Source organism: Ruoffia halotolerans (assembly GCF_014049385.1).
Taxonomy (GTDB): Bacteria; Bacillota; Bacilli; order Lactobacillales; family Aerococcaceae; genus Ruoffia; species Ruoffia halotolerans.
The window spans coordinates 30732-53402 of the sequence record NZ_JACAOA010000014.1 but is presented as its reverse complement, the minus strand read 5'-3'; the positions used below and the strand labels follow the sequence as shown (position 1 = coordinate 53402).

Annotated in this window: 21 protein-coding genes, 1 pseudogene and 1 other annotated feature; of the genes and pseudogenes, 16 read left to right on the top strand and 6 right to left on the bottom strand. The window is 36.4% G+C overall.

The annotated features are described in order from the left end of the window. From HW423_RS06510 to HW423_RS06500, 3 genes are all read left to right on the top strand, one after another. A partial coding sequence (locus HW423_RS06510; protein WP_218931128.1) for an FMN-binding protein occupies window positions 1-1005 on the top strand: 1005 nt, incomplete at its 5' end. 132 nt (window positions 1006-1137) lie between these two features. After that, window positions 1138-2244 (top strand): FAD:protein FMN transferase, encoded by a 1107-nt coding sequence (locus HW423_RS06505; protein ID WP_218931127.1) that lies wholly within the window; start codon window positions 1138-1140, stop codon window positions 2242-2244. Next, entirely contained in the window at window positions 2237-3181 is a 945-nt protein-coding gene (locus tag HW423_RS06500; RefSeq protein ID WP_235956355.1) for a UbiA family prenyltransferase, read from the top strand. The genes HW423_RS06505 and HW423_RS06500 overlap by 8 nt, the downstream gene beginning before the upstream one ends. A 38-nt stretch (window positions 3182-3219) precedes the next feature. Here HW423_RS06500 and HW423_RS06495 read toward each other — a convergent pair whose 3' ends face one another. Both HW423_RS06495 and HW423_RS06490 read right to left on the bottom strand, forming a co-directional pair. Continuing rightward, window positions 3220-3639 (bottom strand): DUF1801 domain-containing protein, encoded by a 420-nt coding sequence (locus tag HW423_RS06495; protein ID WP_218931126.1) that lies wholly within the window; start codon window positions 3637-3639, stop codon window positions 3220-3222. A 29-nt stretch (window positions 3640-3668) separates the two neighbouring features. Next, the gene (locus HW423_RS06490; RefSeq protein WP_218931125.1) at window positions 3669-4067 is read right to left on the bottom strand and encodes a NusG domain II-containing protein; all 399 of its coding nucleotides are present in this window, start codon (window positions 4065-4067) and stop codon (window positions 3669-3671) included. A 160-nt stretch (window positions 4068-4227) separates the two neighbouring features. On the opposite strand from HW423_RS06490, the gene HW423_RS06485 reads away from it, so the two are divergent. The 3 genes from HW423_RS06485 to serS all read left to right on the top strand — a co-directional run bounded on the left by HW423_RS06485 (window position 4228) and on the right by serS (window position 7097). Further along, the gene (locus tag HW423_RS06485) at window positions 4228-4851 is read left to right on the top strand and encodes a 50S ribosomal protein L25 (RefSeq protein WP_218931124.1); all 624 of its coding nucleotides are present in this window, start codon (window positions 4228-4230) and stop codon (window positions 4849-4851) included. Between the two features lie 91 nt (window positions 4852-4942). Further along, window positions 4943-5470 carry a tRNA (cytidine(34)-2'-O)-methyltransferase gene (locus HW423_RS06480; RefSeq protein WP_218931123.1) on the top strand — a complete coding sequence of 176 codons (528 nt, stop codon included), beginning with the start codon at window positions 4943-4945 and terminating at the stop codon, window positions 5468-5470. 34 nt (window positions 5471-5504) lie between these two features. Next, window positions 5505-5730, top strand: a binding site (T-box leader). Between the two features lie 77 nt (window positions 5731-5807). After that, window positions 5808-7097 carry a serine--tRNA ligase gene (serS, locus tag HW423_RS06475; RefSeq protein WP_218931122.1) on the top strand — a complete coding sequence of 430 codons (1290 nt, stop codon included), beginning with the start codon at window positions 5808-5810 and terminating at the stop codon, window positions 7095-7097. A gap of 357 nt (window positions 7098-7454) precedes the next feature. Here the strand turns inward: serS and HW423_RS06470 are convergent, their stop codons facing one another. Then, a complete protein-coding gene (locus HW423_RS06470) occupies window positions 7455-8294 on the bottom strand; it encodes an undecaprenyl-diphosphate phosphatase (RefSeq protein WP_218931121.1) in 840 nt (279 codons plus the stop codon). A 165-nt stretch (window positions 8295-8459) separates the two neighbouring features. Next, window positions 8460-9488, bottom strand: coding sequence for a lactonase family protein (locus HW423_RS06465; RefSeq protein ID WP_218931120.1), 1029 nt, complete (start codon window positions 9486-9488; stop codon window positions 8460-8462). Window positions 9489-9621: 133 nt separating this feature from the next. Here HW423_RS06465 and HW423_RS06460 point away from each other — a divergent pair, with 133 nt between their 5' ends. From HW423_RS06460 to HW423_RS06445, 4 genes and pseudogenes are all read left to right on the top strand, one after another. After that, complete coding sequence (locus HW423_RS06460; protein ID WP_218931119.1) at window positions 9622-10830, top strand: AI-2E family transporter; 1209 nt, start codon at window positions 9622-9624, stop codon at window positions 10828-10830. 20 nt (window positions 10831-10850) lie between these two features. After that, window positions 10851-12332 (top strand): DUF5068 domain-containing protein, encoded by a 1482-nt coding sequence (locus tag HW423_RS06455; protein ID WP_218931118.1) that lies wholly within the window; start codon window positions 10851-10853, stop codon window positions 12330-12332. A gap of 18 nt (window positions 12333-12350) precedes the next feature. After that, window positions 12351-13030: pseudogene (locus HW423_RS11545) on the top strand (DUF554 domain-containing protein). Window positions 13031-13060: 30 nt separating this feature from the next. Continuing rightward, a complete protein-coding gene (locus HW423_RS06445; RefSeq protein ID WP_218931117.1) occupies window positions 13061-14812 on the top strand; it encodes a M3 family oligoendopeptidase in 1752 nt (583 codons plus the stop codon). Between the two features lie 57 nt (window positions 14813-14869). On the opposite strand, the gene HW423_RS06440 is transcribed toward HW423_RS06445, so the two are convergent. Both HW423_RS06440 and HW423_RS06435 read right to left on the bottom strand, forming a co-directional pair. Further along, window positions 14870-15517 (bottom strand): type 1 glutamine amidotransferase, encoded by a 648-nt coding sequence (locus HW423_RS06440; RefSeq protein ID WP_218931116.1) that lies wholly within the window; start codon window positions 15515-15517, stop codon window positions 14870-14872. Between the two features lie 22 nt (window positions 15518-15539). Then, on the bottom strand, window positions 15540-16880 hold the full coding sequence (locus HW423_RS06435) for a Mur ligase family protein (protein ID WP_218931115.1): 1341 nt from the start codon (window positions 16878-16880) through the stop codon (window positions 15540-15542). Window positions 16881-17167: 287 nt separating this feature from the next. Between HW423_RS06435 and HW423_RS06430 the strand changes: the two genes are divergently transcribed. From HW423_RS06430 to upp, 6 genes are read left to right on the top strand one after another with little or no spacing between them, the layout of a single operon-like run. Continuing rightward, on the top strand, window positions 17168-17749 hold the full coding sequence (locus HW423_RS06430; RefSeq protein ID WP_218931114.1) for a thymidine kinase: 582 nt from the start codon (window positions 17168-17170) through the stop codon (window positions 17747-17749). A gap of 16 nt (window positions 17750-17765) precedes the next feature. Beyond that, a complete protein-coding gene (gene prfA / locus HW423_RS06425; RefSeq protein WP_218931113.1) occupies window positions 17766-18845 on the top strand; it encodes a peptide chain release factor 1 in 1080 nt (359 codons plus the stop codon). Beyond that, window positions 18829-19680, top strand: a complete 852-nt coding sequence (prmC, locus tag HW423_RS06420; protein WP_218931112.1) for a peptide chain release factor N(5)-glutamine methyltransferase — start codon at window positions 18829-18831, stop codon at window positions 19678-19680. The genes prfA and prmC overlap by 17 nt, the downstream gene beginning before the upstream one ends. A 14-nt stretch (window positions 19681-19694) precedes the next feature. Next, window positions 19695-20738, top strand: a complete 1044-nt coding sequence (locus tag HW423_RS06415) for an L-threonylcarbamoyladenylate synthase (RefSeq protein WP_218931111.1) — start codon at window positions 19695-19697, stop codon at window positions 20736-20738. A 27-nt stretch (window positions 20739-20765) separates the two neighbouring features. After that, entirely contained in the window at window positions 20766-21989 is a 1224-nt protein-coding gene (locus tag HW423_RS06410; RefSeq protein WP_218931110.1) for a serine hydroxymethyltransferase, read from the top strand. Between the two features lie 23 nt (window positions 21990-22012). After that, window positions 22013-22651 carry a uracil phosphoribosyltransferase gene (gene upp, locus HW423_RS06405; protein ID WP_218931109.1) on the top strand — a complete coding sequence of 213 codons (639 nt, stop codon included), beginning with the start codon at window positions 22013-22015 and terminating at the stop codon, window positions 22649-22651. The last annotated feature ends 20 nt before the right edge of the window (window positions 22652-22671 follow it).

Below are 22671 nucleotides of genomic sequence, written 5' to 3'. Positions count from 1 at the left end.
GAATCAGAAGAGTCAACTGAAGAAGAAACATCAGAAGAATCAGAAGAGTCAACTGACGAAGAAACATCAGAAGAATCGGAAGAGTCAACTGACGAAGAATCATCAGCAGATTCAGAAGAGTCAGCTGAAGAAGAAACATCAGAAGAATCGGAAGAGTCAACTGACGAAGAATCATCAGCAGATTCAGAAGAGTCAGCTGACGATGCTGCAGTAGTAGGAACTGACGAATCAGCAGAAGCTGGTGCATTAACAGACGGTGAATACTCAGTTGTAAGTAACCCAGACGAACGTGGTTGGGCTATAACTCATACAATCACAGTTACAGATGGAGAAATTACTGATTCAAACTTTGATTACGAAAACGAAGACGGCGACTTAAAATCAGAAGATGAAGAGTACAATACTCAAATGGAAGAAGTAACTGGCGTATCATCGGCAGATGCCACTCAAGAATTAAATGATGCATTAGTTGAATCACAATCAGCAGACGTAGATGCTGTTTCAGGTGCAACAACAACATCAGCTTCATTCCAATTCACTTCGCAAGTGTTATTAGAGTTAGCTGCACAAGGTAACACTGAAGAAGTTAATGTAGATGAATTAGAATTAGCAGACGGTGAATATACAGCTGAAAACTTAACAATTACAGTTGAGGGTGGCGAAATTACTGACGCAACATTTGAAGCTGAAGATCAAGACGTTGCTGATGAATTAGCAGCTGCTTTAGTAGAAGCTGGAAATGTTGAAGGTGTTGAGCCAGTAGAAGGACAAGAAGAACTTTCTACAACATTTATCGCTTTAGCAACTCAAGCTACAAATGATGCTAAGTTAGCAGGTTTAACAGCTGATGAAGCTGGTGCAGAAGAGTCTAGTGAAGAATCTGAAGAGTCATCTGAAGAATCAAGCGAAGAGTCAGCATCAGAAGAAACTTCAGAAGAATCATCTGAAGAAGAGTCAGAAGAATCGTCTGAAGAATCAACTGAAGAAGAATCATCAGAAGAATAAGCCAAAATAATTAAATAGAAAATATGTCAAAAGTGAGCTAATTTATACAATTAGCTCACTTTTTCACTTTTATAGAAGCTATAAGAATAGTATAATAAGTATTACGAATTAAAATAGCTAGGAGTATATTTAATGAAAAATGCAATGAAAAAAGTGGCCTTGTTTGCTTTAGCAATCATCTTATTTGGTTGTGCAAGTGATGATGAGCCAGAAGTGGTTATATCAGGAGCAAGTCCGACAACTACGACAGAAGTAAATGAAAATGGACTCCCGATTGTTAAAGAACCTACAAGCATAACTGAGACGATGTTACATACGGTTGTTCAAATGCAAGTCTATCATGAAGGCGTCGAAGATGTGATGCAAGAAGCGAATGATTATATGGCGGAGATGGAAACACTCCTTTCTACAAACGTTGAAGGATCTGACGTATATAAAATCAATAAGAATGCTGGGATTGAGCCGGTTGAAGTACAACCAGAAACAATGGAAATCATTAAACGCTCCATTCAAATTGCTGAAGAGAGTGATGGGCTCTTTGATATCTCAATTGGGGTTCTCACAGATTTATGGCAAATCGGAAGTGCTGATGCGCGTGTTCCAGAAGAATCTGAAATAATTGAAGCCGTTAATCTAATCGATTATGAAAAGATTAACATTGATGAAGAGAATATGACGGTCATGCTTGAAGAAGAAGGCATGTCACTGGAGTTAGGTGGTATTTCTAAAGGATATATTGGTAGTGGCATTGTTGAGATCTTTGAGGAAAACAATATTACAACAGCCATCATTAACCTTGGGGGAAATGTCGTTGTTATGGGGACATCACCATCCAATGAAGATGGGTGGAATGTTGGGGTTCAAGACCCTGATGAAGTACGTGGTGAAATTGTTGGGACTCAACGTGTCATAAATGCGGCCATTGTTACAAGTGGTATCTACGAAAGATATTTAGAAGTAGACGGAACAAAATACCATCACATTATGGATCCTAGAACTGGCTATCCTTTAGATAATGAGATTTCAGGTGTAACTGTCTTTGCACCAACATCTTTTGATGGTGACTCTTATTCGACAGCCTTATTCTTAATGGGGATTGAAGAAGGTATTGAGTTTATAAATTCAAAAGATGGTTTTGAAGTGGCTTATGTCGATAAGGATGGTGGCGTACATCTTTCTGCTGGTATTCAAGATAGTTTTAATTTAACGAATGAGGAGTATTACATCGCTGATGAATAAAATAAATTTAAAAATATTTTTAGAATTTGTCGAAATTCGAACAAAAATAGCTAGTTTTTTCCCAATGATGGTTGGTTTTTTATGGACAGGTTACTATTTCAAAGAATTTAATTGGTTGAATTCAATTATATTTTTCCTAGCTGCGACTTGTTTTGATATGACGGTAACAGCGATTAATAATACATTGGATTATCACAAAGCCTTGGATAATAACTATAAGGAAGAGCAGAATGTGATTGGTAAATACAAATTAAATTACCGGACAATGGTCATCATTGTATTTATCCTATTAGCTATTTCACTGATACTTAGTTTATATCTCGTTTGGTTAACAGATCCCATGCTCTTATTAATCGGAGCTTTGTTATATTTTATTGGAATAATCTACACATTTGGACCTTTACCAATTTCACGAACACCATACGGGGAGATTTTCTCAAGTTTAACGATGGGATTCGGTATCACTTTTCTGGCGGTATTCATGACCCGCTATAAAGTACTGCTTTCAAGTGAATGGACTTGGACGAATTTAGTATTGAATATCGGTTGGTTTGATATTCTTAAGATATTTTGGTTCAGCTTGCCACAAATATTTTTAACAGCAAATATTATGCTTGCCAATAACACCCGAGATTTGGACACAGATATTCAAAACGAACGACGGACATTAGTTTACTATATTGGTAGACCGAATTCGATTCGCTTGTATCAGTTGCTTAGCTTCTTACCATGGATTGTGTGGTTGACTTATATTATTACGGGTATATTCCCTTGGTGGACGATTGTTACTTTAGCCGTTGGCTATGTTCATTATCAAAGTGTGATGAGATATACGGAAAGAATTCCTCAGCCAATTGCCTTTAAAGAAGCTATTCAGAGTTTTATATTGTTTTTAAGTATGTATGTCATTGTTCTATTTGTTTTATTGTTGGTATAAAGACAGCCTCGATTTTATTGAAAATCGAGGCTGCCTTTTTATTTAAGATATTTACTTAAAGTGAGTTTCATTGAGTTTTCTAACATTGTTTTTAAGACATCTAAATCAATATCAGCTAATTTATTTACGTAAATACACATTTTACCAGTGGTGTGTTTTCCAAGTTGTGCTAATAATTTATCTTTGTCTTTAAATTCGGTAGCAAGGTACAAACTAAATTTGGCTTTTCTAGGGGAAAAGGCTAAATAAGATGTATCACCTTCTTGACCAGAATCGTAGACATAATGGTAAGTTCCAAAACCGATAATATTTGGATACCACATTTGAGGTTCAAAACCAGTCACTTCTTTAAATAAATCTAATAAAACAAATGAATCAATTTGTTTTTGTTTTGAATCAATCGACTCAATAAATTCGACGACATCTTCACCTGTGGGTTCAAATTTGGCTGCTGACATTTTAAAACCTCCATTTTATGATTAGTTAATTACAAGGGTAGTATCAATTCATCATTAGCCATTTGGCCGGTAATCTCTAACACGAGCCCGTGGGGGAGACAAATCGCAGTTTGCCCTGGTCTTTCAATCCAACCTGTTCTAACGCCAACTTGATCAGGACTATTATCTTCTTTAATACGAGCTTGGTTATTATTGATTTCGATAATATTGTACTGGTTATCGTTTGGATAATATGTCTTTTCGACTTCTAATCCTTCTGATAATGGGAACTCATCTACAACTTCACCGTGGATTTTCACTATCGCAAGGGCATCTCCTGAATCCTTGAGATGAGCATTCGTAATGACATTTGGAATAAAAGAAATGATAATTGATACGATAATAAATATATAATCAAAGGGTTTAAAGTAGCTTAATATTTTTCTCATGGGACCTACCTCTCTATTGCAAAGCAATGAATCTTTACTTATTGTATAAAAAAAACACGGTTTTATCTAGCTTTTTAGAGGAAAATTTGATACTATAACGTATGTGCGAAAATTACTATTTGAAATGCATTAAATTATTTATAGATAAGGAGATTTTATTATGAACTTAAAAGCAGAACTTAGAGAAACAACTGGCTCAAGTGCTTCACGCAAAGCTCGTACTGAAGGAAAAGTGCCTGTATCTTTATACGGTAAAACAGTAGAAGCAACTTCACTTTTAGTAGATCGTCGTGATTTCGAAGCTTTATTAAAAGAAGAAGGTACTAACGCGGTTTTCAATTTAGATTATAACGGCGGCACTCAAAAAGTATGGTTAAAAGACTATGAACGTGCAGCGTTAAAAGACGAAATGTACTCAATTGACTTAGAAGCTATCTCTGCTGACCAAACATTAACGGTAGAAATTCCATTATACGTTGTTAATGATGAAACAATTGAAGAAGGTATCGTTGAAATCGTTGAAAACGAAATCACTGTTGAAACTAAACCAGATACAATCCCTCAATACTTTGAAGTGGATGTTAAAGGCTTAGAAATCGGTGATACTTTAACTGTAGCGGATATCACTCTTCCAGAAGGTGTAGAAATTATGATGGAAAACGATGCAACAATTGTTTCAATCTCAATTCCTACTGAAGAAGCCGAAGACGTAGATCCAGATGCAGAAGCAGCTGAACCAGAAGTAATTGGTGCAACTGAAGAAGCAGCAGAAGAAGAAGAGTAATCTTCAAATAATTCTATTAAAAGACACGTTCAATACGTGTCTTTTTCTATCTAAACATTCAGCAAATTACGTGAAGAAAGGGAGGATTCCATTGAAAAATCATATTGCTTTATTTGAACCGTTGATGCCTGCAAATACAGGGAACATCTCTAGAACTTGCGCGGCAACTAATTCAACGCTCCATTTAATTCATCCTCTAGGATTTTCAACCGATGATAAAATGTTGAAACGTGCTGGCTTAGATTATTGGCATAATGTTGATATTGTCGAGCATGATAATTTAGAGGCATTTCTTTCATACGTTGGTGAACGTAAACTGTATTTAATTACTAAATTTGCACCTCAAATTTATTCTGAGGCAGACTTGGCTCAAAATGAAAGTAATGAGCAATTCTTCCTATTCGGAAAAGAAACAACGGGTCTTCCGATTGAATTGATGGAAGCGCATAAAAATGACAGTTTGCGAATCCCAATGAATGACGAACATGTACGGTCACTTAACTTGTCAAACACTGCTAATATCGTGATATTTGAAGCTTTACGCCAACAACAATGGCAAGGGCTAGAGACATTTCATCATTATGACGATACTGACAAAGCGAAAGACTTGAATTGGTAGGATTGCTTGACTTTATGGCGGGATAATTTATAATATGATTAAATGAGAAACGAATAGTATTTGAGATAACTGTTAAGAGAAGTGATGGTTGGTGAGAATCGCTCAGTTTAATCAAAGAATCCACGTTTTATTCAGCCTACGAAAGCGCGAATAAGTAGTGCCGGCCTCACCGTTATTGAATTTAAGAGCAAGTAAACTCACTATTATTGGGTTTATTTGAATTTGGGTGGCACCGCGAATGAGTACCTTTCGTCCCATGATTTATTCAGGGACGGAAGGTTCTTTTTTATGGCTATGTTTAATTTAATGAATATTTAAAATCACAGGAGGAAACAATATGTTAGATCGTAAACTGTTAAGAGATGACTTTGATTTTGTCGCAGAAAAACTTGCCACCCGAGGTGTGGAACGTGAGGTATTAGAAAATTACCGCGAATTAGACGCGCAAAGAAGAGAATTAATTGCTCATACTGAAGAAGCGAAGCAAACACGTAACGAAACAACTGAAAAAATTGCTCAACTAAAACGCAACAAAGAAAATGCGGATGAGCAAATCAAAGCAATGCAAGAAATCGGTAAAGAAATTAAAGCGATGGATGACAAGTTAGACGCGATTCAAACTGACTTAAATAATATTGAATTCACATTACCTAACATCCCACATGAAGATGTGCCAGTTGGTGAAGATGAAGACGATAATGTTGAAATCCGCCGTTGGGGAGAAATTTCAGAATTTGATTTTAAAGCATTAAATCACTGGGATATTGCTGAAAACTTAGGTATCTTAGATTTTGAACGTGGAGCAAAAGTTGCCGGTGCGCGTTTCGTATACTATGTAGGCTTAGGAGCTCGTTTAGAGCGTGCTGTTTATAACTTTATGTTAGATACTCACGGGAAAAATGGCTACCGCGAAATGATCACACCTTACATGGTAAATGAAAAAGCAATGTTCGGAACAGGGCAATTTCCTAAATTTAAAGAAGATGTATTTGAGTTAGAAGGGGACCGTAACTTAACTTTAATTCCAACGGCTGAAGTTCCATTAACGAACTACTATGCTGATGAAATTCTTGCATTAGATCAATTACCTGTACACTTTACAGCATTTTCACCATCATTTAGATCAGAAGCAGGAAGTGCTGGTCGTGATACGCGTGGATTAATCCGTATGCACCAATTCCACAAAGTTGAGTTAGTTAAACTTGCTCGTCCAGATGAATCTTATGCAGAATTAGAAAGTATGACTAAAGATGCTGAAGGTATCTTAGAAGCATTAAAAATTCCATACCGCACAATTATATTATCAACAGGTGATATGGGATTCTCTGCGGCTAAAACTTATGATATTGAAGCATGGATTCCAGCTCAAGAGACTTACCGCGAAATCAGTTCATGTTCAAACACAGAAGCTTTCCAAGCTCGCCGAGCAAAAATCCGCTACCGTAATGAATACGAAAAAGTAGAACATGTTCATACTTTAAACGGTTCAGGATTAGCTGTAGGACGTACAGTTGTAGCGATTCTAGAAAACTACCAACAAGCAGATGGATCTGTGAAGATTCCTGATGTACTTGTTCCATACATGGGTGGCATTACAGAAATCACTAAAGAAAATGCTATGGGATAATTAAATGAAGTTAAAAACCGAAAATCCTAACTAAGTCGTGTGCTTAGTTACGGTTTTCGGTTTTTTGATTTGGTTTTGAGTTGGAATGGGGCATCGTGAACATGCACGACGCCCCGCATTTTTATTTATGGTCCATCGTGTGCTGGCACGACGCTCCGGATTTTAGTTTGCGGTGCATCGAGATTCAGCACGACAGCCCGCATTCGCATTTGTGGTCCATCGAGATTCAGCACGACAGCCCGCATTCGCATTTCCGGACTATTGCGCCACCTCACGACGCCCCTTAAGGTCAAGTTTTACAAAAAAAGACCCAGCTAATTGCCATTAAGACAATCAACTGGGACTATAAATTAAATATTAAAACTGGAACAGTGAGTAAAGTATAACGATCGCACCTAAGACGATACGGTATTTACCAAAGCCAGTAAAGTCATTACGTTTCAAGTAGTTCAGTAAGAATTTAATTGCAAATACTGAAACAATAAACGCAATGAACATTCCGAATAATAAGTAAATCCATTCAACTGTCGTAAATGCGAAACCTAAGTCTAGTAGTTTAACTAAACTTGCACCGAACATCGCTGGAATACTTAAGAAGAATGAGAACTCTGTTGCAATGTAGCGAGATGTTCCAACTAATAACCCACCAATTATTGTAGAACCCGAGCGAGATGTTCCAGGGATGATAGACAAAGCTTGGAAGATTCCGATTTTAAAGGCTGTCGTAAAAGATAAAGAATTAAAATCAGTTACTGTAGCTGCATGTTTTGATTCGCCTGTGCGTTCGATCCAAATAAAGATAATCCCGTACACAATCAGTGCAATAGCAACAACAATAGGATTATAGAAGTATTCATCCATATAATCTTTTAAAGCAAAACCGAAGATTGCAACTGGTATACTTGCGAAAGCCACTTTAAACCAAAGAACCCAAGTATCCTTACGTTCCACTGAAGTTTTCTTTGGTGAAAAAGGGTTTAATTTATTAAAGTAAAGTAAAATTACTGCGAAAATTGAGCCTAATTGTACAAGTACTAAAAAGACCTCAACGAATTCTGAAGATAAATTTAACGGAATTAAATCTTCCAAGATAATCATATGTCCCGTACTACTTATCGGTAGCCACTCTGTAATCCCTTGTACCACACTTAGGACAAATATTTTTATAAGTTCAATAATATCAATCATTTGATCCATGTTCCCTATCCTCTCTAGAAATTTATTCAATCCATTATAACGTAAATTCACTAAAAAAGTATAGTATCCATGATAAAATCGAATTTAAACGTTTTCTTCAATGGAAAATAAGAACAAAAAAAGCCAAACTGAAATCGTTTGGCTTTGAATGCAATATATAGTTAATTAAGCTGAGGCGATGCACACGCACTCAGGTGCTTGTGTATCATTTTGGATAAATGTTAATTGACCTGTCTCAGCGTTACGGTCAAAGACAGAAATATGATCTGTATCTTGGTGAGCAACCAGAACGAATTTTTCTGTTTCATCAAGATTGAAATCACGAGGAATTTCACCATTCGTATCGATTTCTTGAATCTTCGTTAGAGCTCCACCATCTTCAGAAATTTCATAGACTGTTAATACATTATGGAAACGAGTTGAAACATATAGGAAGCGGCCGTCATTCGTAATACGGATTGCAGCGCCGGCTGATTTTTCAACGTGTTCTTCAGGAATATTCAATTGCGTTTCAACGGCAGCCATCTTACCTGTGGCGTCTAGTGACACAACCGTAGTTGTGTTTGCTAACTCACCAATAATATATGCGTAAGGTTCTGTTGGATGTAATACTAAATGACGTGGACCCGTTCCAGGAGTTAATTTAATCTCGCTGGAAGGAGATAAAGTACCATCATCTGCAATATCGTAAGTTGTAACTAAATCAGTACCTAAATCACAAACAAATAATAAGTTTTGTGAATCATTAAAACCAGCAAAGTGAACGTGAGAAGAATCTTGGTTTTCATGAACACTTGAACCAGAATGTTCAACGGTTTGAATCACATTTAGCTCTTCGCCGTCTAATTTGAAAACATCAATTACTCCAGCATGGTAGTTAGATACATAAATAGTTTGACTACTTTCGCGGTAACTTATGTGACAACCACTACCGTTATCACCAAAACCACTAGCTAATTTGTCCCAAATACCTTGTTCGTTCTTTTTGAAAGCTACGATTCCACCTTGGTCATATTCTTTATGAATGGCAAAAAGTAAATCCTTAGCTTTAGATAAAGCCACAAAAGTTGGGCCGTTTAATTCGCTAATTAAACTCGGTTCTGAAAAAGCGCCTTCATTAGCATCGAATTCAACTTGATGAATTCCTTTGTTGTCGCGTTTTGTATAGCCACCTAAAATAAATGTTTGAGTCATTTGATATCCTCCCAGTATATTAATACATAAAGTATAGCATAGATGAGCAAAATCATGAATGAATTAGATTCTTGGGTTTTTTTATTAGTAATGTGTTAAAATATCATTACCTTAGGTCATTGGAGTGAATTTTATGACAGATAATAACCGGAACGAAAAACGTAAAGAAAGTTGGTTTGTTAGTCAATTTCTGAACAACCAATTTGTAATATTCTTGTTCAATACACTGTTAATATTATTAATTATATTAATATTTACACGTGTCGCTTACTTATTTACCCCAATCGTCACATTTGTAAATTTAGTTACCTTTCCAATTGTAGCAGCGGGGATTTTATATTATGTATTTTCACCATTTGTTGCGAAATTAATTCAAAGAGGTGTATCAAGAAATTTTTCGATTTGGATTATTTTTATCATTATTATTGCTTTAATTAGTTGGGGTATTTCTACTTTAATACCATTGCTAAGAGAACAAGCGACGACATTTGTTGAAAATATACCCAATTATCAAGCATCATTAATGGAAACAATCGAGTCTTTACCCATCGATCTTGAAAGTGGTTTAATTGACCCGAACATTACTGAATATTTTGCCAATATTGATTGGAATAGCATCACAGATCAGTTGAATATGATTATTACATCTACCTTTGGGGGTCTAGGAAGTGTAATTGGAACGGTGGCACAAGTAGTAACAGGATTAATAACAATGCCGGTGTTACTATATTATTTACTGCTGGAAGGCTATAAAATTCCGCAATATATTTTATATCATGTGCCTGATAAATACCGACCAAAAGTAGGGCGGATTTTATTAAAATCGAATCACCAAATCTCCCAGTATATTCGAGGACAAATATTAGTGGCGATCGTAGTAGGAATAATGTTTGCGATTGGTTATTCATTCATCGGTTTAGATTATGCAATATCACTTTCTGTGATTGCGGGTATATTTAATATTATTCCATATTTGGGTTCTATTATGGCGGTTGTTCCGGCATTAATTATCGGACTATCAATCTCGCCGTACATGTTTATCAAAGTATTAATTGTGGTGGCCATCGAGCAATTGCTTGAAGGACGATTTGTATCACCACAAATATTAGGAAACAATTTAAAAATACATCCAGTAACAATCCTATTAGTATTACTCGGTGCCGGACGCTTATTCGGCTTATCAGGAGTTATCATAGGGGTTCCAGGCTACGCGGTCATTAAAGTAATTGTGACGGAGCTGTATAATACATTCCGAGAATCTTCAGGATTATTCGAAGAAGAATACAAAGTGGAAACATTAGCACCCGAAGTCATCGCAAGTCCTGTAGAGGAAAAAGAATAAAAAGTAAAAGGTTGAAGTATATGAACAAACACATTAACAAAATGAAATTTTATAAAAAAATAGGGCTCATATTTATTGCAGCTCTGTATCTTGTCGGTTGTGGCAAGATTGAAAAAAACATTGAAGAGGTTGTTTCTAGCCAAGAAGTGAGTCAAGTAGAATCAGATGGTACATCTTCAAGTGCGGATAATACTGAGAATGAAACAGCCGTTGATGCTCGCTTTGTACCAGAATTTAGTCAAGTGATTGCTGAATTTAGAAACAGTGATGTGGTAACACTAGCAGATGAATCTTACTTTAAAGTAAATGAAACTTTCTCTCAAACACAGAATAATTTTCAATTAAGTATCGAGAATATGGAAGTTTTCGAAGTCGAAAGTGCAGCTGAATTTGTAAGTAGCGAATTTAACTATGAAGACAATCCAGGTGCAGTCGTCTTAATGGAAGTAGCTATAACAAACTTAACGGATGAAACTATTTATTACCCGATTGAAGGATTACGAATGAGTTATCAATCAGCAGATATGCAAATGCACCCATCATCTGCTTTATATCCAGCTCAAAGTGGGGATTTAACGAAAATACTCGAACAAAATAACGGCGAAATAGGACCAAGCATGACCGTTAACGGTTATCTTATCTATAGCCTTGGTCAGGATGAGTGGGAAGAAGCATCAGATTTGGGAAATGTTTACCTAACTGTTGTACCACCTCAATCGGAACCAGATGCCATCTCAGGAGTGGGTGCAAGTTTACTAGGAGATGAACGCGTTCTTTACTTGCCTTTAGACGAGGAGACTCAAGAGCAATTATCTGAGAATAATCAAATGATTCCAGACCGTTTATCATCAGAATGGTGGGGTCAAAAGACGATCTTAGCACAAGATGAATTGAATGAAGCGACTGAAGATGATGATGTTTCAGTTGAGTTATTAAGAGCCGAAATCAGTGATTTTGAACCAAAAGATATTTATGAAGAAAATTTTCAAAACTTTAATTATGGTCAGATTATTGTGTCCATTGAATATGAAATTACTAATAATAGCGATCATGAACTCCTTCCAGTAGATGGGGTTGCCACTTTACAAATTGGTGAAGATAGCTTGAATAGTGATTACGTCTTAATTAATGATTACAACGGTACAGTCATCAAACCAGGAGATAGTTTTATAACAATTAAGACTTTTGCCTTAGATAAACTGAGATATCAAGAAGTTTGGCAAGGAGAGCCCTTCTATATCGCGATTAACACGCCAGTCAAAAGTGTAAATGAAGAAGAATTAGAAGAGGACACTGGTGAAGAAACAATTGAAGTTAGCGACGATTTAATTTATTACTTTGATTTCACTTGGACACCTAACTTGGTTAATAACATCAATGAAGACTTAGATGTTGTAAGTGAAAGTGAATATCAAACGGATAATGAGTCACTTGATGAGAGTGAGTCAGAAGAAGTTGAAGAAGACAGCTCAACTGATGAAGCGAGTGATGAATTAAATTAATCGAATAGGAGTTGGAATATGGGAGCAATTGTTAATGCAGTAGTCATCGTTGTGTGTTCCATGATTGGACTACAAATTCGCTCAGGTATCCCGGTGAGAGTGCAAAAAAGTTTAATGCAAGCTGCTGGCTTGTGTGTTCTATCTATCGGGATCGCCGGTGCAATCCAAGGGAACAATACCATTATTATGATTTTAAGTATTGTAATTGGAACACTGATTGGCGAGTGGGTTGATATCGACCGCCGCGTTCTATCTGGGATAATAAAGTTGAGAAGAAAGTGGGTAAAGGCAGCGCCAAATACGGTGATCTTTCTCATGGTATGGTTAGTGCCTCAATGATTTTCTGTATCGGATCAATGGCTATTGTTGGATCTTTAGAAAGCGGTCTTATTGGAGACAATACAACCCTTTATACGAAAAGTATCTTAGATGGTATTACATCGATTCTACTTGCATCATCCTTAGGGATTGGTGTTGCCTTAGCATCGATTCCTGTTCTATTGATTCAAGGAAGTATTATCATTTTTGCTGGTTTATTAGAACCTTGGTTACCGGCAGAAGTTATCACGGAGATTATATGTGTAGGATCTATATTATTAGTCGGCTTAGGCTTGAATATGATTGAAGTCACTCAATTCAAGATAATGAATTTTGTTCCAGCAATTATTTTACCAGTTATAATTATGTTATTTATTTAAATAAATGTAGTAAAGAAAGGGCGTTATAAAATGTACAAATGGCAACTCGATGATTTATATGTTGGTTATGAAAGTGAAGAATTTAAATCAGATTGGGCGAAATTAAAGCAATTCGAGAAAGATTTTAAGCAATTAACTTTAGAAGATAATTTAGAAGATATTAAAGCGGCGGTGAAATTTAAAGAAGAGTTATTAATTACAGCAAGACGTATTGGCTCATTCATAAGCCTTACGCTATCAACAAATACAACTGATGAAACGTCAACGAATTATCGTAGTCAGTTTTCAAAAGTAATGTCAGAACTGACTAAAAACCAAATTATCTTAGATCGTTTTTTAGGGAGTATTACTACCGATATTACTCAAGATAGTGAGTTATCGGATTATACATTTGCCTTTAATGAATTAAAAGAAGAAGCACAGCATTTATTAGATGAAGATACGGAAGCCGTGATTTCAAAACTAGACAACTCTGGTGCAAGTGCTTGGTCAAATTTACATACATATTTAACATCTACGGTAGAAACAGACGTAGATGGAAAAACCTATACGTTAAGTGAAATTCGTAACTTAGCTTATGATGCGGACCAAGATGTACGTAAAAAAGCCTATGAAGCCGAATTAGCTATGTATGACAAAATTAAAGATCCCGTTGCTTTCTCATTGAACAATATTAAACAACAAGTTCTAACAACGTCATCATTACGTGGCTATGAATCACCCTTAGATGAAACATTGCAACAATCACGCATGGACCGTAAAACATTAGATAGTTTAATGACAGCAATTCAAGAATACTTACCAGAATTCAGACGTTATTTAAAACAAAAAGCTACTTACTTAGGACATAAAAATGGCTTACCATTCTATGACTTATTTGCACCTATGGGGGAAGCAAATCAACAATTCTCAGTTGAAGAATCTGGAGAATACTTAGTCAATCACTTTAGACCCTTCTCAGATAAGTTAGCTGATTTAGTACAAGAATTTTACGATAAGAACTATGTGGATTTCATTCCAAGAAAAGGTAAACGAGGCGGGGCGTTCTGCTCTAACTTACCATTTATTGGTCAATCACGTATTATGACGAACTTTGATGGATCACTATCTAGTGTCATTACAATGGCGCATGAATTAGGGCATGCGTATCACGGATCAATTATCCAAGCACATAAACCATTGAATTGGTCTTATTCTATGCCAGTTGCTGAAACAGCATCAACATTTAATGAAACATTAATTATGAATGACTTGTTAAATAATACAGACGATGAAGTTGAACAACTTGCTTTAATCGAATCATTGTTACAAGATACGACTCAAATTATCGTTGATATTTATTCACGTTATTACTTTGAAACAAAATTATTTGAAGCAAAAGAAGATAAATTCTTATTCAGTCAACAGCTTGAGGATCTAATGAAAGAAGCTCAATTAGAAGCCTATGGAGACGGGTTAGACCCAGATTACTTACATCCATATATGTGGGTAAATAAAGGTCATTACTATTCAGCAGGTTTAAGTTTCTATAACTTCCCTTATGCATTTGGTGGTTTGTTTGCTAGGGGCTTATATACAATCTACGAAGAACAACCAGAAGGCTTTGTTGAACGCTATGATGAGTTATTAAAACTAACGACTGTATCATCTGTTGAAGAGACAGCAAAAGCGATGGACGTTGATGTCACTGATGTTGCATTTTGGCAAAAATCTTTAGACACTTTTGTTAACTATATTGACCAATTCGAAGAAATTACAAACAAATTAATGGCAACAAAATAATTAAACACAAAAAATTATCCCTGACTATTTCAATAAAGAATGAGTCAGGGATAATTTTTATTTGTTTTGAATCGCCAAATCAACAATATGTCTTGCGAGCCATTCATTTCGAACGAGTAGGGGACCGTGGAAGTAAGAGCCGAAGGTGTTTTTGTAATGAACTCCTTCAGTTTGGTCCACACCGTTATTCCCATTTCCTTTTATAACACGCCCCAGAGGTTTTAACTCAGATCCTAGATGAGTGACGCCGTTGTGGTTTTCAAAGCCATAATAAGTTTGATCATTTTCTTCATCATAGATTTCAATATCACCTATAAAACGAGAATCAATTTGTCTCTCAGTATAATGAGGTAAGATACTCATACCCTCTAAACGATTACCTGCGGCATTAATGTAGTATTGACCAAGTAATTGGAAGCCACCACAAATGGTTAACATAACACCGTCGTTCTCGATGAACAATGCAATTTCGTCGCGGATGCGAGGTAAATCTTGCGAGACAATCTTTTGTTCATAATCTTGCCCTCCACCGAAGAAAAGCAAATCATAATCTTCAGCTAGAAAGTCATCTCCTAGACTGACAATCTTTGTTTCAACCTGATAACCTGCTTCTTTAGCGTAATGCTGAAGCATTAGTAGGTTTCCATTATCGCCATATGTATTCATTAAGTTGCCATATAGATGACCAATTCGAATGTTTTTCATAAAGGGTACTCTTTTCTTTAAGTTATTTTGTTATATAGCCAGCTTGAATTAATTCTTTGCGTAAATCTAACATGGCCGTATAAGTTGCAAAGATATGGACACTGTCTGTCTTTGCTTCACGCATAGCTTGAACCACTTCTTCAACAGAATCAAGTTCTTGAATGTCACCATCGAATAACTCTGCTACATCTAAGCGTTTCGTCATATCTTCTTTACGCATTCCCGCTGTGTAGACTGATTGGATATTAAAATCTGACATCTTCTCGAAGTCCCCGTCCCAAATCCAGCTGACATCTGTTCCATCCGCGTATTGATTGTTTAAAATCGCAATAAAGGTCGACGGATTTTTATCAAGTCCAACTAAATCGATGACTTGGTTTAAGCCGACGGGGTTTTTTACTAAATTAATTAACACTTGCTTGCCTTCGATCTCTAATATTTCTTGACGACCAAAGACACGTTCTGCTTTCTCAAAGCCATCGTGAATTTGTTCAGGTGTTAATTCGAAGAAGCGACTCAAACTATAAGCAGCTAAAGCATTGTAGATATTATACATTCCAGCGACTGGAATTTGGAATTGAAAATCATTAATTGTAAAAGTTGAATCTGTAATGTTTAAATCATCTAAACTTGTCACTTTAAAGTCTAACTCAGGGCGTTTAAAGCCACAATTTTCACAATAGAATTTACCTTGATTTGCATAAGTTAAAGTGTGATATTTTAACACGTGGTCACACTTCGGACATAGGATACCGTCAGTGTTATGATGCGGAACGACATTGCCATCCATTTGATCTTCAAAACCGAAGTAAAGACGAGGGTTTGGCAAATCAATGGCATTCAAAATGGGTGAGTCTGCATTAGAAATCACTGTCGCTTCAGGGGCTTCTTTGGCTGCATCAGCCATTAATTTATAGATCGTATAAATTTCACCGTAACGGTCCATTTGGTCACGAAAGACGTTCGTATGAACAAATACTTTCGGCTTCACGTGTTTGACAACGTGCTTTAGGGAACCTTCATCGACTTCAAGCACAGCAATGCCTTTTTTGTTTTTCTCAAGGCGAGGGGCAACTAGAAAGGTACTGACAATCCCTTGATGCATATTTGAACCTGTCGGGTTAGTTAGGACGTGAGGGTAAGCTTCATTCAAAGCGTAGACACTTAACGCCGTTGTTAAGGTTTTACCATTCGTTCCAGTGATGATAGCAACATCATAGTTTTCACCTAATGTAGTTAGTATATCTGGGTCAATCGTTAAGGCAAGTTTACCGGGCAAACTACTTCCGCCACCAGTAAATTTTGTAAGAGCCCAACGAGATAGGCGGCCAACGTGTGTGGCAATATTACTTCTAAAGCTCATTCATAATTCTCCTTTGGTGAGTATGATTACTCTTTTAACATTAGTATTTTAGCAATCATCCGTCTTAAAATAAAGTATTATATTTTAAGCGATTCATTCCAAAATACACTTTTACCATAATTACAAACACAGTTGAATGAAGGTATGGTATTCTTAGTTAGGAATATATAGAGTATACCCTAAAACACTAAAGATAATTTTATGATAATATTTCATCCAAGTAATTGACTAAGATGCTTGAGTATTTTATTATTAATAGTTGAGAGTAGAAAAGAAGGAGTTAGATCATGGCGAAACTGTACTTCAAATTCGGTGCAATGAATAGTGGGAAATCAATTGAAATCGTAAAGGTTGCACATAACTATGAAGAGCAAAATAAACCAGTTAAAATTTTTACGAGTGCTGTCGATACACGTACAAAAGTAGGCTTAATTGCAAGTCGTACAGGATTAGAACGTGAAGCAACTCCGATTACGGATGACATGGATTTATTTGAAGAGATTGCTGCAATTGATACGGAGTTATATTGTATCTTAATCGATGAAGCGCAATTCTTGAAGAAACATCATATATTAGAACTTGCTCGTGTTGTAGATCAATTAAACATTCCAGTTATGGCATTCGGTTTAAAAAATGATTTCTCAAACGAGCTTTTTGAAGGTTCGAAATACCTTCTCATCTATGCTGACAAGATTGAAGAACTCAAGACAATTTGTTGGTATTGTCACCGTAAAGCGACAATGAACTTAAGAATTAATGACGGAGAACCGGTATATACAGGAGAACAAATCCAAATTGGTGGAAATGAATCCTATCTACCAGTCTGCCGAAGCTGCTACAACAATCCAGGCGGCCTAAACAAGTTATAAGAAATGGGGATAAATAATGTTTGAACAACTAGATTCGCTAATTTTTCGCTATGACGAAGTTAATGAATTACTAAGTGACCCAAGTGTGATTAGTGATACAAACCGTCTACGAGAACTAACGATTGAAGAAAGTGATTTAAGACCCAAAGTCGAAAAAATCAAACGCTATAAACAAATTAATGAAGAAATCGGTGAAACAGAAGAAATTCTATCTGAGAATACTGACGATGAAATGGCTGAGTTAGCGAAAGAAGAATTATCATCTTTAAAATCTGAGCGTGAAGAATTAGAAAGCCAAATTAAAATTATGATGATTCCTGAAGATCCAAATGATAAAAAGAATATCATTATGGAAATTCGTGGGGCAGCCGGTGGAGACGAAGCACAATTATTCGCTGGAGATTTACTAGATATGTATACGCATTACGCTACGAACCAAGGGTGGAAAGTAGAAGTCATTGATGCAAACATTACAGGTATCGGTGGTTATAAAGAAGTAACCTTAATGATTTCAGGTGACAAAGTGTATTCAAAACTTAAATATGAAAACGGCGCTCACCGTGTTCAACGTGTTCCAGAGACTGAATCTCAAGGACGTGTCCATACTTCAACGGCAACGGTTATCGTAATGCCTGAAGCTGAAGAAATCGATTTCGATATCGATGACAATGATATTCGTGTCGACATCTACCACGCGAGTGGAGCGGGTGGACAGCACGTTAACAAGACAGCTTCAGCGGTACGATTAACACATATTCCAACGAATACAGTGGTTGCGATGCAAGATGAGCGATCACAATTGAAAAACCGTGAAAAAGCAATGAAAATCTTACGTGCACGTGTATTTGATAAAGTGCAAGAAGAACAACAATCTGAGATTGATGCAGATCGTAAATTAAAAATCGGAACAGGGGATCGCTCTGAAAGAATCCGCACATATAACTTTCCACAAAGTCGAGTGACTGATCACCGAATTGGACTGACAATTCAACAGTTAGAATCAATCTTAAGTGGTAATTTAGATGACATAATTGATGCATTAATTGTCTACGACCAAACTCAACTATTGGAGGAGTTAAATGGTCCAAACAGTTAATTTAACATTAGGTGAAGCTTTGAATAAAGCTTCACTTTTTTTAAAAGCTTCGGGGTTTGATGAGCATTTAGCCAGAACTTATTGGATGATGACTTTTGAACAAACACTCACAGATGTTGTGTTAGGTTTGAATAAACCAGTCAAAGAAGAAATGTATAAACACTATATGCAGATTCTTGAACAAATTGTTGAAGGGAAACCCATTCAATATCTACTCGGCCATGCTTACTTTATGGAAGAGAAATTTAAAGTGACAGAACACACACTGATCCCAAGAGAGGATACGGCGGGTATTGTCGCTCTATCTAATAACTTTTTAGAAAACAAAGTGGATGCTAAAGTATTAGATATTGGAACGGGTACGGGAATTTTAGCTATAATGATTGCAAAGTTAAACACTAAGCAACACGTATTTGCCTCAGATATTTCACCTGAAGCACTCAAAGTCGCTAAAGAGAATGCATTAAATCACCAAGTTAATGTGGAGTTTATCGAAAGTAATTTATTTGAATACATTCCACAACAAAGCTTTGATTTAATCGTATCCAACCCACCTTATATTAGTGAAGATGAGTTGGATTTAATGGATGACAGCGTGAAGAAGTTTGAACCGTCATTAGCCTTATTTGCAGAAGATAATGGACTGGCGATATACAAACAACTCGCTAAACAAATACAATCATATGTAAAGGAAACGAGCATGATCATTTTGGAAATTGGTTTCCAACAAGGAGAAGCAGTTAAAACAATCTTCTCTGAGACCTTTCCAAATTCCACTATTGAAATTATCCTAGATTTAAATGGGAAAAATCGTTACGTACAAATTGAATTGTAAAGTAGGTATATAGAATGAATAATGAAAAACTAAACAAAACTAGAATATTTGGACGTGAGGAATTACGCGAAGCAGCGGATTCTTTAAAGCAAGGAGAATTAGTTGCTTTTCCAACTGAAACCGTCTTTGGTTTAGGTGCAATTGCCAACAACAACCAAGCTGTCAAACAAGTATTTAATACTAAAGGACGCCCTTCGGATAATCCGTTAATTGTGCATGTTCACAGTATCGATTCAGTTTATGATTATGTTAATGAAGTGAACGATGTGGCTCTGAAATTAATGGAAACTTTTTGGCCGGGACCTTTAACAATTATCTTTCCGGTGAAAAAAGGTATATTTGCTGAAAGTGTCACACCTAATCAAAAGACTGTGGGGATTCGCATGCCTAATCAATTGGAAGCTTTACTTTTAATTGAGATGGTTGGTTTTCCTTTAGTCGGCCCAAGTGCAAATTTATCTGGTAAACCGAGTCCAACGTCCATTGAGCATGTTATTCATGATTTTGATGGAAAGATTGCGGGCGTCGTGAATAATTATTCTGAGTTCACACAAGTTGGTGTTGAGTCAACGGTCGTTTGGCCAACAGCAGAACGCATTGAAATTTTAAGACCAGGGGCTATTACGCAATCCATGTTAGCCAATGCAACAGGCATTGAAGTGTTAGAAAAATCGAGCGAGGAACAAATGAAAGATACTACAATTGCCAGTCCAGGTGTGAAGTATACGCATTATAGTCCAAGTCAACCTGTTAAGATGATTGATCCTTCTCATTCGCTTGAAGATTGGAAAGACTTTATTAATGAAACAGATTTAAAGATTGGAATCTTGGCGCAGGAACATATTATTTCTGAATTACAGACAAATAGTATTGGCTTCAGTTACTATTCATTAGGGAGCGATGAAGAGCTTGAACAAGCAACTCAACGCCTATTTGCAGGCTTACGTTTCCTTGAAAGTAGTGACTGTGATGTGATTTTTGCGCAGGCATTTGAAGAGACTGATGAAACACATGCATATTTAAACCGTCTTTCTAAAGCATCGGCGAGTATGATATAATATAAAAAATAACCTGGAGGTGTCACTATGACATTTACTGATGATACATTTGTATTTGAACAGATTAAGAACGAGCAACTACGTCAACAAAATGGGATAGAATTAATTGCCTCTGAGAATTTCGTTTCACCAAGTGTTTTAAAGGCTCAAGGAAGTATTTTGACTAACAAATATGCTGAAGGGTATCCTGGTAAGCGATACTATGGCGGTTGCGAATTTGTTGATAAGATTGAACAAATTGCGATTGATCGAGCAAAAGAATTATTTAATGCTGAGTATGCAAACGTGCAACCACATTCCGGTTCTAGTGCAAACTTAGCTGTTTATCGTGCCTTTTTAGAACCAGGCGACAAAGTTTTAGGTATGGACTTATCTCAAGGTGGTCATCTAACTCATGGTTCACCAGTCAACTTTAGTGGACAGTCATATGAGATGTATAGTTATGGTGTTGATCCGACGACAGAATTCATTGATTACGATAAACTTGAAGAAATTGCTACAGAAGTCCAACCCAAAATGTTGATTGCTGGTGCAAGTGCTTATTCGCGTGAAATCGATTTTGAACGCATCGGTGACGTCGCTAAAAAAGTGGGTGCGATCTACTTTGTAGATATGGCTCACATTGCTGGTTTAGTAGCGGTTGGAGAGCATCCAAATCCTATTCCTTATGCGGATGTTGTAACGACAACAACACATAAGACACTTCGAGGACCTCGTGGTGGGATGATTCTTGCGAAAGAAGAGCATGCGAAGAAATTAAACAAAGCGATATTTCCAGGTATTCAAGGCGGGCCATTGGAGCATGTCATTGCTGCCAAAGCTGTTGCGCTTCATGAAGCATTGCAACCAGCCTTTAAAGATTATATTAAGCAAGTAAAACTCAATGCAAAAGCAATGTCACGAATATTTGATCTAAGTCCACTAAGAATTATTTCAGGGGGCACAGACAATCACTTATTCTTAATTGACGTGACTCCACTTGGTATCACAGGTAAATGGGCACAAGAGCGTTTAGATGCAGTAGGAATCACTGTAAATAAAAACTCAATTCCATTTGATAAAGAATCATTTGTTCAAACAAGTGGTATTCGAATTGGAACAGCTGCAATTACTACACGTGGTTTGAAAGAATCAGATGTAGAATTAGTAGCGGATTTCATCCTTGATGCTTTATCAGCAGAAGAGGACGAAATAGCAGAAATTAAAGACAAGGTCTATGAACTAATGAAAGACCGACCATTATTTAAATAATAAATTATCTTAGGAGGAATAAAATGGCAAAGTTTGAAGTAGTAAATCATCCATTAATTCAACATAAACTAACAATTATTAGAGATAAAGATTGTTCAACAAAAGTATTTCGTGAAGTAACAAATGAAATTGGTATGTTGATGGCTTATGAAATTACGAGAGATCTTCCTTTAGAAGATATTGAAATTGAAACACCGATTATGAAAACAACTCAAAAACAAATTGCTGGTAAAAAATTGGCAATTGTCCCAATCTTACGTGCAGGTTTAGGTATGGTAGATGGAATCATGGACATGATTCCAGCAGCTCGTGTTGGACATATCGGCATGTATCGTGATCCTGATACGTTAGAAGCCATTGAATATTTTGCTAAATTCCCACAAGATATCCACGAACGTCGTGTGTTCGTTGTTGACCCAATGCTTGCGACAGGAGTTTCTGCAATCACTGCACTCAACCAGTTAACAACAAAATATAATGTAAAAGAAGAAAACATTACATTTGTTTGTTTAGTAGCAGCACCAGAAGGAATAAAAGCTTTACAAGAAGCACATCCAAATGTAGATATCTACACTGCAGCTTTAGATGAGAAACTAAACGAACATGGTTATATCATCCCAGGTCTAGGAGATGCTGGAGATCGAATCTTTGGAACAAAATAATTAATTTACAACTCATTAAA

Coding starts and splice junctions, on each gene's coding strand:
- serS (WP_218931122.1), top strand. CDS start 5,808: ATGTTAGATCGTAAACTGTTAAGAGATGACTTTGATTTTGTCGCAGAA.
- HW423_RS06460 (WP_218931119.1), top strand. CDS start 9,622: ATGACAGATAATAACCGGAACGAAAAACGTAAAGAAAGTTGGTTTGTT.
- HW423_RS06500 (WP_235956355.1), top strand. CDS start 2,237: ATGAATAAAATAAATTTAAAAATATTTTTAGAATTTGTCGAAATTCGA.
- prfA (WP_218931113.1), top strand. CDS start 17,766: ATGTTTGAACAACTAGATTCGCTAATTTTTCGCTATGACGAAGTTAAT.
- HW423_RS06465 (WP_218931120.1), bottom strand. CDS start 9,488: ATGACTCAAACATTTATTTTAGGTGGCTATACAAAACGCGACAACAAA.
- HW423_RS06455 (WP_218931118.1), top strand. CDS start 10,851: ATGAACAAACACATTAACAAAATGAAATTTTATAAAAAAATAGGGCTC.
- HW423_RS06490 (WP_218931125.1), bottom strand. CDS start 4,067: ATGAGAAAAATATTAAGCTACTTTAAACCCTTTGATTATATATTTATT.
- HW423_RS06445 (WP_218931117.1), top strand. CDS start 13,061: ATGTACAAATGGCAACTCGATGATTTATATGTTGGTTATGAAAGTGAA.
- HW423_RS06435 (WP_218931115.1), bottom strand. CDS start 16,880: ATGAGCTTTAGAAGTAATATTGCCACACACGTTGGCCGCCTATCTCGT.
- HW423_RS06440 (WP_218931116.1), bottom strand. CDS start 15,517: ATGAAAAACATTCGAATTGGTCATCTATATGGCAACTTAATGAATACA.
- upp (WP_218931109.1), top strand. CDS start 22,013: ATGGCAAAGTTTGAAGTAGTAAATCATCCATTAATTCAACATAAACTA.
- HW423_RS06410 (WP_218931110.1), top strand. CDS start 20,766: ATGACATTTACTGATGATACATTTGTATTTGAACAGATTAAGAACGAG.
- HW423_RS06415 (WP_218931111.1), top strand. CDS start 19,695: ATGAATAATGAAAAACTAAACAAAACTAGAATATTTGGACGTGAGGAA.
- HW423_RS06495 (WP_218931126.1), bottom strand. CDS start 3,639: ATGTCAGCAGCCAAATTTGAACCCACAGGTGAAGATGTCGTCGAATTT.
- HW423_RS06485 (WP_218931124.1), top strand. CDS start 4,228: ATGAACTTAAAAGCAGAACTTAGAGAAACAACTGGCTCAAGTGCTTCA.
- HW423_RS06505 (WP_218931127.1), top strand. CDS start 1,138: ATGAAAAATGCAATGAAAAAAGTGGCCTTGTTTGCTTTAGCAATCATC.
- HW423_RS06430 (WP_218931114.1), top strand. CDS start 17,168: ATGGCGAAACTGTACTTCAAATTCGGTGCAATGAATAGTGGGAAATCA.
- HW423_RS06470 (WP_218931121.1), bottom strand. CDS start 8,294: ATGGATCAAATGATTGATATTATTGAACTTATAAAAATATTTGTCCTA.
- prmC (WP_218931112.1), top strand. CDS start 18,829: ATGGTCCAAACAGTTAATTTAACATTAGGTGAAGCTTTGAATAAAGCT.